Raw genomic sequence first — 13,067 nt, 5'->3', positions numbered from 1 at the left:
AGTTAAGATTTGCCGTGCGCAATCGAATATTCTACAATACTATTTATACAATCCTAGAGGAGGCATTGGCCTTGACCACATTACAAATCACGGACCTACACGTCAAAGTTGCAGCAGAACCAGAACACCCGGAAATCTTACGCGGGGTGAACCTCACCGTTAAAACCGGTGAGATCCACGCCTTAATGGGCCCTAACGGTAACGGGAAGTCGACCTTGGCGGAAACCATTATGGGCAATCCGCGCTACAAGGTGACTGAAGGCGACATCACCATCGATGGGGAAAGCATTCTCGACAAAGCTGTTGATGAACGCGCCCGCGCCGGGTTGTTCTTGGGCATGCAATATCCGGCTGAAATTGCCGGGGTCACCAACGCCGAATTCATTCGCGCCGCGATTAACGCGCGGCGTGCCGAAGATGATCAAATTCCGATCATGCAATTCATCAAGCAGCTGGATAAGAACATGGATTTCTTGAAGATGCCTGAAGACATGGCGGATCGTTACTTAAACCAAGGCTTCTCAGGCGGCGAGAAGAAGCGCAACGAGATCTTGCAAATGATGATGATCCAACCGAAATTCGGCTTATTAGACGAAATTGATTCCGGGTTGGATATTGATGCGCTGCGCATTGTGGCCAACGGCGTCAATTCCATGAAGTCGCCGGATTTTGGCACCTTGATGATCACCCACTACCAGCGTTTGCTGGATTACATTGTGCCTGATTTCGTGCATGTCATGAAAGACGGCGAGATCATTGAAACCGGCGATGCCGACTTGGCCAAGGAACTGGAGAAAACCGGTTACGAACACCTCAAGGCAGGTGACACCAATGCCTGAAACCTTGATCTTGCCTAACGCGCCAAAGATCCCTTTGGCGCGGTATCTCAAAGCCGAAAAAGACAGCCAACCTGTCGCAGCGGCAACCGTTTCAGCGCAAGCAGGCGTGACCACCACGCATCCCAAAAGCCTTGCGCTGTCTCAAACCACTGCTTATGATGCTTGGCTGCAAGCTTCACCGCAATCGATCACCGCAGTCGCCATCGCTGACAATTATTCAGCCGCTGCGCCGGTATTGATCACCGGTCCCAATGCCGGTGGCGGCGTGGTGAAAGTCGTCATCGGCGCCAACGCCCATGTCGAGATCCAAGAGCGCTGGGCCAGCGCCGGCACTAACGTCGGCGTGGCTGTCGAATATGAATTGCATGAAGGCGCGCAAGTGGATTTGTTAAGCTATGATGCCTTCACTGCCGACATGGTGTTGGTGCAGCGCACCGCCAACTTGGCCAAAGACGCCAAGCTTAACTGGACGGTAGCCGGCTTCTCGCATAACTCAGGCGCCAGCTTGTTGACCACCAACTTAAACGGCAGCGGCGCAGAAGCCACTGTCAACGTCGGGGTGTTGGCTTCTGGCAAGCAACATATCGGCTATGCCACGGCCATCACCAATTACGCGCAGAAAACCATCGGCCATATCAACCAGCGCGGCGTGTTAGTCGACAAGTCGCATTTGGTTTTCAACGGGGTCGGCCACATTGTGCAAGGTGCGCGCGGCAGCGACAGCCAACAAGAAAACCGCGTCTTGATGTTATCAGAAGCCGCTCGCGGCGACGCTAACCCGATTTTATTGATCGATGAAAATGACGTCACTGCCGGCCACGCAGCTTCTGTATCACGCGTTGATCAAAATCAAATGTATTACCTGATGAGCCGCGGCGTGCCGAAACATGTCGCCAAGCGCCTGGTCATTCGCGGGTTCTTGGAAGCTGGTTTGAAAGAGATCAATGATCCGAAATTGCGCCAAGAACTTTTCTCAACTATTGATGAAACGCTGGTGAAAGCAGATGCGTGAACAATTTCCGTTTTTTAAAGCAAATCCTGATTTGGTGTATCTCGACTCTGCAGCCACGGCCCAAAAGCCGCAGGTGGTGTTAGACGCCTTAACCAAATATTATGTCCAAGACAATGCCAATGTGCATCGCGGCTTGTACAAACTGGCTTATAACACCACAGAGGCCTTTGAAGGCGTGCGCGCGCAAGTGGCCAAATACCTTAACGCCAAGCGGCCTGAAGAAATCACCTTCACCCGCAGCACCACCGACGGCTTAAACTTGGTGGCGTCAGGCTTTGGCCCGACGGTGATTAAGCCAGGTGATGAGATCTTGGTGTCTGGGGCGGAACATCATTCAAACTTCGTGCCTTGGCAACAACTCGCCAAGCGGACCGGGGCAACGTTTGTGGTGGCACCGGTGAAAGACGATGGGGACACTGACGTTGACCAGTTAACGAAGCTGATCAATCCTAAGACCAAGATCCTAGCTGTGGCGCAAGTTACCAATGTTTCTGGCGGCTTGGTGGATGTGCGGCCGCTGGCTGATTTGGTGCATGCCAATGGCGGCTACATCGTCGTTGACGGCGCGCAAGCTGTGCCGCATATGCCAGTAGATGTGCAAGCCATTGACGCTGACTTTTACGCCTTTTCTGGGCATAAAGTTTATGGGCCAACCGGCTCAGGGGCGTTGTATGGGCGCTATGAATTCTTCGAAGCGATGCCGCCGGTGCAATTTGGCGGCGAAATGATCGACGAAGTGCAAGATCAAGACACCACTTGGGCTGAAGTGCCGCTGAAGTTTGAAGCGGGTACGCCGAATATGGCTGGCGTCTTTGGCTTAGGCGCGGCGTTGTCGTTCATGAGCCAACAAGATCTGCCGGCGATCATGCGCCATGAGAATGAATTGGTGCGCGCCACGCGTGCTGGCTTACAAGCGATCCCAGATCTGGTGGTTTATGGCACTGATGAGGCGTTATCCACGGTCAGCTTCAACTTGCAAGGCGTGCATCCGCATGACTTGGCGACGTTCTTAGACGAACAACAAATCGCCGTGCGCGCCGGCCATCACTGTGCGCAGCCGCTAATGGCGCGCTTAGGCGTGCCGGCCACGGCTCGGGCCAGCTTTGGCATGTATAACGACCAAGCAGATGTGGATAAGTTGGTCGCGGCAGTCAAAGAAGCAAGGGGGTATTTCCATGGCTTTGACGAAGCTTGATCAAATGTATCGCCAAGTGATCTTAGACGAAGCGTATCATCCCCGCCATCACGGCAAGCTTGACGCGCCTGATCGCAGCATCACGCTGCGCAACCCCAGCTGTGGGGATGTGTTAACGCTGCAAATGAAATTAGCCGACGGGAAAGTCACTGACGCAGTGTTTTCCGGCTCCGGCTGCACGATTTCACAAGCCAGCGGCAGCTTAATGACTGAACAGATCATCGGCCACACGCCTGAAGAGATCCAAGATATGGTGGTGACCTTCTCTGACATGGTGATCCAAGGCTCAAGTGAGCGCGAAGACATTCTCGGCGACGCCGCCATCTTAAAAGGCGTCCACCAATTTCCTGCCCGCGTGAAATGCGCCATGTTGGCGTGGAAGGCGGCTAGCCAAGCATTAACGGAAGGGGAAAACAATGCCTGAAACCAAGAATACTAAAAACAACGAAGCCGTCGCCCAAGACGTCGACTTCCTGCCAACTGAAAATCCCGGCGACTTCCATGATGAAGAACATCCCGTCTTCGATGCCGGCCGAGGCTTAACAGAAGACATCGTGCGCGCGATTTCTGCCGAAAAGCACGAACCGCAATGGATGCTGGACTTCCGCTTGAAGGCTTACAAGACTTATTTGAAAATGCCTGATCCCGACTTTGGTCCCGACTTGTCCGACCTTGATTTGGACCGGATGCGTTATTACATCAAAGCCACTGACAAAACGTACAAAGACTGGGACGATGTGCCAGATGACATCAAGAACACCTTCGATCGCCTCGGGGTGCCGCAAGCAGAACGCAAATACCTGGCCGGCGCTTCTGCACAGTACGAGTCAGAAGTGGTGTATCACAACATGCACGACGAATTCGAAAAGCTCGGGATCATTTTCGAAGACATGGATTCGGCGTTGAAGGACTATCCAGACTTGGTCAAGCAATACTTCGGCACCTTGGTTCACCCCAGCGACAACAAGTTCGCCGCGTTGAACTCAGCGGTGTGGTCAGGCGGCTCGTTCATCTATGTGCCAGCCAACGTGCAAACCGATGTGCCGATCCAGTCGTATTTCCGTATCAACGCGGAGAACTCCGGGCAGTTTGAGCGGACCTTGATCATCATCGAACCAGGGGCGCATATCAACTATGTTGAAGGCTGCACGGCGCCAAGTTATTCCAGCGACTCCTTGCATGCGGCGGTGGTTGAAGTATTCGTTCATGACGATGCTTATTGCCGCTACACCACCATTCAAAACTGGTCCAAGAACGTCTTCAGTCTGGAAACTAAGCGCGCCCAAGCCTTGAAGAACGCCACCATGGAATGGGTCGACGGCAACTTAGGTTCCAAGACCACCATGAAGTACCCTAGTGTCTACTTGGATGGCGAAGGTGCGCGTGGGACGATGTTGTCTGTGGCGGTTGCCGGCGAAGGCGTCGACCAAGACAACGGCGCGCGCATGATCCACAACGCGCCTAACACCAGTTCCAACATCATCTCCAAGTCTATTGCCAGAAACGGCGGCCGCGTGGATTACCGCGGCACGGTGCGCTTCACCAAGAAAGCGGCCAATGCTTTCTGCCATGTGGAATGCGACACGATTTTGATGGACGAGCGCTCTAAGTCTGATACGATCCCGTATAACGAGATCCATAACGCCACGGCGACGATGGAACATGAAGCCAAAGTCTCTAAGGTGTCAGAAGAACAATTGTATTACCTGATGAGCCGCGGTGTGTCTGAAGCCAAAGCCACCGAAATGATCATCATGGGCTTTGTCGAACCTTTCACCAAAGAATTACCGATGGAATACGCGGTGGAATTGAACCGCTTGATCGGCATGGAAATGGACGGCGGCATCGGGTAAAGCTAAAAGCGGCGCATGATTGCGCCGTTTTTTCAGTTTCTCGAAATCATAGGCCCCTATCAAGTTGCTAAGTTTGCCTGTGCGTTTGTACGCAAGATTGGTGATTTTGCCGCACACGACTGTCTCTTGGTAATCTGTTAGAATCAATATCTAGTATGGATTCATGCCGGTCTTCCTGACTTGTCCTTGAATGATATACTCCATATCGCAAAAACAACAGATTGTCTCAGCTTGTTCCAAGTTGACAGATTCTCCGCGATGGCATATTCTTTAATTAATGGTACCCCACATACCTCTGCTTGCAAGTATCCTCTGTGGGGTCTTTTTTTGTAAGGAGAATGAGCTATGTCATACAGGCGGCCAGCCAAGAACTGCAGTGAACAGCTTGAGATCTTGAAAGAGCGCGGGTTGCAATTCGATGATCGCGTAGCCGCAGAGAAACTGCTTAGTGAAATTGGATATTTTCGCTTGAAGGGATACTGCCTGAGCTTCTACAAGCCTAACACTGAGGAATTCAAAAGTGGCGTGAGCATGCAACAACTGTATCAAGTGTATCTTTTTGATACAGCTATTCGTGGTATCACGATGAAAGCGTGCCAGCGAGCGGAAGTTCGTTTCAAATCTGTGATGGGCATGCAATTGGCCTTAATGTATGGCCCAGTCTTGCCGATCGATGCTTTTGAATCACCAGAACTGTTTGAAAAATGGGCTAAGAATACGGACAGTGCCCACCTACAAGGATCCAAGCGAAAAGAACTTTACGTTCGCCACTACTTGGAAGATTACGGAGAATTTCCAATTTGGGTTGATTTGGAGCTTTCGACATTGGGCAATGTGTCTAAGCTCTTTTCATGGCTTGAACCAAGTGCGAAGAAGGCCATTGCTGATCAGTATTCTGCTCGGGTGGTTTACCTGCATAACTGGACGCATATGCTGACTGTTGTTCGCAATACCTGCGCCCACAACTCTCGTTTCTACGGGCGTTTTCTCCCTGTTTACGCGAGAATACCTAAACGTGAATATCGCTATTTTGGAAATTCCAAATACGTTTCCATGGTATTTGTCCTTTCCCGACTGCTCGATCCGGCTGATTTTCAATCATACATTGATGGACTCAGGCACATCATTGAGGACTACTACGATTATGTCCAAATTGGCCGGTTAGGTTTTCAACAAGATTGGTACCGTCACGCACAACAATTACTATAGACCAGCGCCTTCATCTTTCTGCAACGCGGTGAGGGCTTTTTTTATTTGGCTACAAGGGCGGGTGTATTGAAATGCGTCTGCCAACGAGGACTCGCCACATATTTGTGTTCAAATGTCTGACAAAACGTGCAACCGTTTCAACAATTGCCTAGACTGGGTGTTATCAGGCGGGCCATCATTATCAATAAAAAAGATATTTTACAACAACAATTAACTGTTAATATCTAGGCTTGAGGGATGAAACCGCTTCGCCGACGTGATATGCTAATGATATAAAATGTTAGCGTTAACACAACGGCTGCAAACACATGAGGAGGAACATCATGATTTCTAATTTACCCGGCATCATCGACCAGCTCCTAGCAAACGACACCGCGACATTACCAGCCAATGTCTATCAACCATCCATTCAAGTCACCAACGGCAACGTGTATTTCATCTGGCAAGCAGACGGTACGCGTTCATTAATCGTGTATGAAGCTGCAGATTCAGCTGCAGACTTCACTGGTGAGCATTCGACTCGCGGTGATCGAGTGATCGTAGTCGCACCGCTGACCGCTGCCAACAACGCGGCTTTGGCCAAGCGCTTTGCTTGGATTAAGCCCAGCAGCCGCCGCGGGCACAAGTATACTTTTGGCTTAGGCGATCGCTTAGGCAATGCATCCAATGCCCATTTGCGCTTGTTTAAAGGCCGCGGCATTTTCCCAGTGCTGGCGCAGCAATCCATTCGCGAACTGTTGTTGACCGGGCGCACTGAGCAAGACGTGGTGCTGGCGGCTTCTTGGTCAGTGTTTGAAGAAGGCTATCAAGACGGCTGGGGTGCAGACGGCGACCACGTCAAAGAGCCATTCGAAGTCGAATACGCACTGGCGTCAGGCTGCTCGATGATCACCTTAGATGCCACCAAACAGATCCACAATGAAATCGCCGAACTCTCAGAAGCGGCTTTAGACGCGCGCTATCAAGCCCTTGATCCGGCGATCCAGGCTGATTTTAACGCGACGTATCTGGATAAGACCTTTGATTTAGGCCAAGCCAGTGTGCATTTTGATCGCCATGAGCTGGAACAGTCGGTGCTGATCTTCTTTGATGCAGTGCGCTTTGCGGCTGATATCTACGCGCACTTCATCAAGCCTGGGAATGTGGACTTTGAGATCTCAATGGATGAAACCATTGTGCCGACCACGCCAGCCAACCACTATTTCTTCGCCAATGAGTTGGCGCGACGCGGAATCACGCCGGAAACCATGGCGCCGAAATTCTACGGCGAATTCCAGAAGGCCATCGACTATCAAGGCGACATCAAGCGCTTTGAGCGCGAGTTCGTGGTGCATGAAGCAATCGCTGAGCACTTCGGCTACCGCTTGAGCATTCACTCCGGCTCTGACAAGTTGTCGGTTTATCCGATCATCGGCAAGCTCGCCAAAAACCACGGCTGGCACGTCAAAACCGCCGGCACCAACTGGCTGGAAGCGTGCCGAGTGATCGCCAAAGTCGATCCAAGTTTCCTGCGAGCAATTTATCAATATGCTTATGATCACCTGCAAGACGTCAAAAGCTTCTATGTCTTCCAAGCTGAACAAAGCAACTCGCCGCGCCCGGAAACCATTAAAGACGTCACGGTGATGCGTTTGGTCAACGAAGACAATCCGCGCCAGATCCTGCACACGATGTATGGCAGCATCCTCAACGCCCAAGCCAGCTACCATTACGTTTTCCGCGATCGCTTCTTTGCCGAATTAACCGCGCATCAGGCATTGTATGATGATTATTTAAACCGCCACATTGCCGAACACTTAGATTTGTTGCAAAATATTGCACAGGACAAAGCGGCAGTCAAAGCCCAATACGATCCAGAATAACTGAGCGTACGTCGATTCAACGACTTTAATTTAGCGTAACTTAGCGACCCTGCTACACAATCGTGAGCAGGGTTGTTTTGATTGAGCGGAACCATTTCATGACTGCCGCTTTATATTTGTTTGATACCGTTGACTTTTCGGTGTTTTGTCGATCGCCTTGTGCAATAACCTGGTTATATCGATGTAGGAGCGGTGTTGCGTAGGTGTGTGGGGAAAGCGTCGGTCAGGCCGTGAAACGATCAGCACCGCAAGCCTTGTGGGTTGTGCAAGGCTTGCGGTGCTGATCGCGGCAAGTTATGAGACGGGCAGGTGAGCGCAGCGAGCGCCTGGCTCATAACTTAGGCGTAAACCACGCGTACTTTGCGGGGTTGAAGCCGACCGCACCGCCTGCACCGACGCTTTCCCCACACGCCGAAGCAACACCGCTCCGGGCCAGTTCGAAGTCCGGACTTTATCCGCTGTGGTCTTCGTCGAGCTGCGCAAAGCAACGCGGCGTGATCTAAGTCGTGACGCCACTTGGGCAAAGCGCGCCCAAATGTCATCCCGGCTTATCTCCACCGCTAAACCCGCTTTGCTCCGCTCTGGTTTCGTCGAGCTGCGCAAAGCAACGCGGCGTCATCTAAGTCGTGACGCCACTTGGGCAAAGAGCGCCCAAATGTCATCCCGGCTTATCTCCACCGCTAAACCCGCTTTGCTCCGCTCTGGTTTCGTCGAGCTGCGCAAAGCAACGCGGCGTGATCTAAGTCGTGACGCCACTTGGGCAAAGAGCGCCCAAATGTCATCCCGGCTTATCTCCACCGCTAAACCCGCTTTGCTCCGCTCTGGTTTCGTCGAGCTGCGCAAAGCAACGCGGCGTCATCTAAGTCGTGACGCCACTTGGGCAAAGAGCGCCCAAATGTCATCCCGGCTTATCTCCACCGCTAAACCCGCTTTGCTCCGCTCTGGTTTCGTCGAGCTGCGCAAAGCAACGCGGCAGTGATATAAGGTGGGATGCCATCTTATATCAGCCGAGAAGTGCGCTTTGCTTCGCTCTGGTTTTTGTTGGGCTGTGTTACAATAGACGAAACAGGAGGCGCGGCGATGTCAGATGAGCTTAACGACTTTATCAAAGCCAAAAGCCTGGGGATCCCGACGATCAAACCCGACGAGAAGCGGGCGTTTCTAGGCAACTTCAAAGAACGCGTGGCCATGGCGGTAACGGTGCGTCAGCTGCACGATCCGCGCATTTATGCGCTTCTGGATTCAGTGCTGGCTCGCTATCCGCAGTATCGGATCTACTTGAATGGGCGCATGAGCCAAGAATTGATCACCCAATACATGCAACAAGCCGTAGCGCATGATTACCGCTTCACGGTGATGGCGCAATCTGGCATGCGCGTCACGCGGCGCATCACCGCAGACGATTTTGGGTGGGTGTTGGCGCATCCCACAGATAAGATCACGCGACCGATCTTGTTGTGACGGAGGAAAATGATGGATCAGATCCAAACGGTGTACCAGAAGATGCAAGCACTGCACAACGCGGTGTTAAGCGGCGAAAAGTTTGCCACTTTGCCTAAAGATTTATTTGCGGTGATGGCCAGCGTCAAATCCGTGCCAGCCACAGCGGTGCAAGCGCCTGAAACCACTCAAGCCACCCTTGATCGGCTGGCCGATGTGGCCAAGCTGATCAAAGACGCCAAAGCGCCGGTACTTGATGATGACACGCTGCGCTTTTTGGTGGCGCAATTGGGCAGCACTGACCCGCAAGTACGCGACAAAGGGGCCTGGTTTGCCCTTGGCGACTTGTTGCAAAATCACGTTTTGTCACCAGCCCAAGTGGTGTGGTTGTTCAAACAATTGCAAACGCCTGAAGTGCTGTTTGATCACATTCTAGAACCGCATAATGACGCAGTGTTCAAGCGCAGCTTTGCGGTGATGGTGTTGTCGGCGGTGGTTTATGCCGATCGCACGCATTACCATGTGTTAACTGCGCAAGACTATCAGAACTTAGTGATGCCCTTGGCGATGTATATCGCCTTGGAAAATGACGGACGCGGTTACGTTGAACAAAGCGGCTGGGCGCATAGTTTCATGCATATCGCCAATTTATTAGACGAATTGACGCAAATTGAGCCATTAAAGCGCGCCGACAAAGTTTTCTTGTTGTTCACTGCAGTTAATGCTTGGCAGCGCATGCAAGACGCCTTGGTGTTTGGTGAAGACCAGCGCTTTGCGTTGTACTTGACCAACCTGGCTGGCACGCATCAGTTTTACGCGCAGTCGTTAGTGTTGGCTTTGACCAGCTGGCAGCGGCGCTTGCGCAACTTGCGGCCTGGTGAGTCGCTGGCGTTTTGGAATCGCTGGTATAACCGTTCACGGCTGTTGGAGGCATGCATTATGCGCGCCGACATGCCGCAAATCGTGGTGGATTATTTGCAGAAGATCATCGACATGTATTAGAAATTCAATTGCGTGATCGTGTTAAGCGCCAGTGGCTGAACCAGCCGCTGGCGCTGCTTTTATGCCGAAATCAGCGAACACATTTTCCCGACTGCACAAGGATAAATTGCTTGCGCTTTCATTAAAGAACAAGGTATAATATTCTTAATCATTAAGATAAGTTTACTGATTAATCATTGTTGCCAACCCCAATCATTACGGTATTAAGACATAAGTTGTGGTCATTGTTCATCATGGCCTTGGTGAACTCTCATGTGTTACTCATATTAACGACAGAATATTCACAATATTCAAATGGTTTAACTGGTGAATAATTATTGCATCATGGTGACACGACAAGAATACTAGCCAAATACAATATTTTTCAGTATAATATTGTGGTCGTCATGATATTTTCAATGTGATCAACAACTTGTGAAATCACCCATGAAGGAGTGGACTCAAATGCATAAGGAACAACCGACCTTGAAGATCTTAGGGGATCGCGTGCGCCATTTCCGCAAGCTCAAAGGCATGTCCCAAGCCGATTTGGCCAAAGGCATCTGCACCCAAGCCACCATCAGTTTGATCGAGAAGCGCAACAAGGTCCCAAGCATGAATATTCTGATGCAGCTGGTGGATCGCTTAGGCATCAGCGTCGATGATATTGTGGTGGAAAACCGCAACCGCGCCCAACAACTCTTAGCCAATGTGGAGAATGATGTGCGCCACAGCGAGTTTGCCAGTGCCAAAGCCGACTTGGGGAAGATCAATTTCGATCGGCTTGGCAACATCGATGACAAGAAGCGGTATTACTATTACAAAGGGATGGTCGAGTTATTTGCCGAACAAGCCCCTGATGAAGCAATCTACTTCTTCGGGCGGGTGCTGAACCCGATGGCGCTGCGTGAGCGCGACTTAACCGGCATCATGGCCACGTTAGGCATGGGCTTGGCCTATGCGGAAAAAGGCGCCCATGATCGCGCCCGGGTGTATATCGATCAGGCGTTAGAGATGTTAAAGACCTTGCCGCTGAAAGAAGCCAAGTATTTGGATGTGGAGTTGACCATTTATTGGCATACTGCGCGGATCTATTTTGAACTCAAAGAATATCCGGCGGTGTTGAAACATGTGGGCAAAGGCATCCAAGTGGCAGTGGCCCATGACAGCTTATTTCTGTTAGATGAGTTGTATGCGCTGCGGGCGCGCGCCTTGAATGCCATGGGCGATGCGCAAGCCAGTCAAGAATATGACATTGCCAAAGCCTTAGCGCGGGTCAATCAGTCCACGGCTTTGCTTGAGTTGTTGGATCGGGAAATGGCCAGCGCGTCATGAATCAATTAGTCATCAAGAGTGCATGCACTGGCGATGGCTATTTCTTTGCGCAACACGGGTTTTAGTGTAAACCCTGTGAGGCATGCGATATAATGGTGCTATCTGAAAGAATGGGTGGAGAATATGGTAACGATCAAAGATGTGGCCAAAATTGCTGGTGTCTCGATGACGACGGTATCACGGGCGTTCAACCCCAAAGCGGTGATCAAACAAGATACTCGCGATAAGATCATGACGATCGCCAAAGAAATCGGCTATGTGCCCAATTACAACGCGCGTTCTTTAGTGACGCACCGCAAATTTGCGATTGGCTTGTTCTTCTCCAGCTTACAAGACGGCACGTCAGAAAGCTTCTTGTCAGCGACCATCGCCAGCATTTATGAAGCTTTGCCGGAGAATTTCTTGTTAACAGTCAACGATGTGCGGCGCATCAACAGCTTCGACGGCATGGTCAAAAACCGCATGGATGGCGTGTTGGTGGTGAGCCAATCGGAGCGCGACAATGATTTCATTTATCAACTCAAGCGCAATCACGTGCCAATGGTGGTGATCAACCGCTACTTAGACGATCCGGAAATCGTCAATGTGTCCAGCGACGACATGCTCGGCGTCAGCAAAATGATCGCCGAAATTGCCAAAGCCGGGCACAAGCGCGTGGGCATGATCGAAGGGATCCCTAGTTTTGCCAGTTCCGTGCAGCGCCGGCAAGGCTTTGATGAAGGGGTGCGCCGCTATCACTTAACCGCAGTGCCTGAAGCGATTCGCCCAGGCGATTACAGTTCCCAAACCGGCCAAGCACAAATGGCCAAGATCTTGGCCTTGCCGGAAAATATCCGGCCAACTTGTGTGGTGTGCGCCAATGATGACACGGCTGTTGGCGCATTGCGGGCTTGTTATTTAGCTGGGATCAATGTGCCGCAAGACATGTCGGTGGTGGGCTTTGATGACAGTTTGTATGCTGCGATGAGTGTGCCGGCTTTAACCACGGTGAAGAAGCCGATCACTGAAATGGCGCATTCCGGCATTCAGAAACTCATCGCCTTGATCGACGGAGAAAACGTCGACGTGGCTCACCGCGAGAAAATCGAACCGCGCGTGATCCTGCGCGAGTCAGTGGCACAATTAAACTAGCAGCCTAAATAGCGGACCCAGCCAACTTAAAGCAAGTTGGTTAGGTCCGCTATTTGTTGATCGATTGCTGTGGCACAATGACTGTAAGCAGGAGATAACAGCACGGATTTCCTAATCCGTTTCCCCGCAGTACACTAGCCTCATCAATTATGGTGAGGTATTTTTTATGGCAGATAAACCCGATATCGTCCAGATCAAGATGGATCAACC

At 51.4% G+C, this 13,067-nt stretch carries 11 protein-coding genes; all 11 read left to right on the top strand.

Annotation, left to right across the window (positions count from 1 at the left end; all coding sequences use genetic code 11):
• Positions 1–71 precede the first annotated feature (71 nt).
• The 11 genes from sufC (at position 72) to ACGG90_RS13455 (ending at position 12,857) form a co-directional block, all read left to right on the top strand.
• Positions 72–839: a Fe-S cluster assembly ATPase SufC gene (gene sufC / locus ACGG90_RS13505; RefSeq protein WP_390410228.1), complete on the top strand. Its 768-nt coding sequence runs from the start codon at positions 72–74 to the stop codon at positions 837–839.
• On the top strand, positions 832–1,851 hold the full coding sequence (locus ACGG90_RS13500; RefSeq protein ID WP_390410227.1) for a SufD family Fe-S cluster assembly protein: 1,020 nt from the start codon (positions 832–834) through the stop codon (positions 1,849–1,851). Before sufC ends, ACGG90_RS13500 begins: the two co-directional genes overlap by 8 nt.
• Positions 1,844–3,046 carry an aminotransferase class V-fold PLP-dependent enzyme gene (locus tag ACGG90_RS13495; protein WP_390410225.1) on the top strand — a complete coding sequence of 401 codons (1,203 nt, stop codon included), beginning with the start codon at positions 1,844–1,846 and terminating at the stop codon, positions 3,044–3,046. The genes ACGG90_RS13500 and ACGG90_RS13495 overlap by 8 nt, the downstream gene beginning before the upstream one ends.
• Complete coding sequence (gene sufU, locus ACGG90_RS13490; RefSeq protein WP_390410223.1) at positions 3,027–3,470, top strand: Fe-S cluster assembly sulfur transfer protein SufU; 444 nt, start codon at positions 3,027–3,029, stop codon at positions 3,468–3,470. The genes ACGG90_RS13495 and sufU overlap by 20 nt, the downstream gene beginning before the upstream one ends.
• Entirely contained in the window at positions 3,463–4,899 is a 1,437-nt protein-coding gene (gene sufB / locus ACGG90_RS13485; protein ID WP_390410221.1) for a Fe-S cluster assembly protein SufB, read from the top strand. The genes sufU and sufB overlap by 8 nt, the downstream gene beginning before the upstream one ends.
• A 345-nt stretch (positions 4,900–5,244) precedes the next feature.
• Positions 5,245–6,108, top strand: coding sequence for an Abi family protein (locus ACGG90_RS13480; RefSeq protein ID WP_390410219.1), 864 nt, complete (start codon positions 5,245–5,247; stop codon positions 6,106–6,108).
• 323 nt (positions 6,109–6,431) lie between these two features.
• Positions 6,432–7,970 (top strand): tagaturonate epimerase family protein, encoded by a 1,539-nt coding sequence (locus tag ACGG90_RS13475; protein ID WP_390410217.1) that lies wholly within the window; start codon positions 6,432–6,434, stop codon positions 7,968–7,970.
• A gap of 1,080 nt (positions 7,971–9,050) precedes the next feature.
• Complete coding sequence (locus tag ACGG90_RS13470) at positions 9,051–9,431, top strand: DUF1694 domain-containing protein (protein ID WP_390410215.1); 381 nt, start codon at positions 9,051–9,053, stop codon at positions 9,429–9,431.
• A 12-nt stretch (positions 9,432–9,443) separates the two neighbouring features.
• The gene (locus ACGG90_RS13465) at positions 9,444–10,412 is read left to right on the top strand and encodes a DUF2785 domain-containing protein (RefSeq protein WP_390410213.1); all 969 of its coding nucleotides are present in this window, start codon (positions 9,444–9,446) and stop codon (positions 10,410–10,412) included.
• A gap of 444 nt (positions 10,413–10,856) precedes the next feature.
• Positions 10,857–11,726, top strand: a complete 870-nt coding sequence (locus ACGG90_RS13460; protein ID WP_390410211.1) for a helix-turn-helix domain-containing protein — start codon at positions 10,857–10,859, stop codon at positions 11,724–11,726.
• Between the two features lie 123 nt (positions 11,727–11,849).
• On the top strand, positions 11,850–12,857 hold the full coding sequence (locus tag ACGG90_RS13455) for a LacI family DNA-binding transcriptional regulator (protein WP_390410209.1): 1,008 nt from the start codon (positions 11,850–11,852) through the stop codon (positions 12,855–12,857).
• Positions 12,858–13,067 lie beyond the last annotated feature (210 nt).

It is taken from the genome of Lacticaseibacillus jixiensis (genome assembly GCF_042847315.1).
Taxonomy (GTDB): domain Bacteria; phylum Bacillota; class Bacilli; order Lactobacillales; family Lactobacillaceae; genus Lacticaseibacillus; species Lacticaseibacillus jixiensis.
The sequence above is the reverse complement of the archived record's forward strand: the minus strand, read 5'-3'. Positions and strand labels throughout refer to the sequence as shown.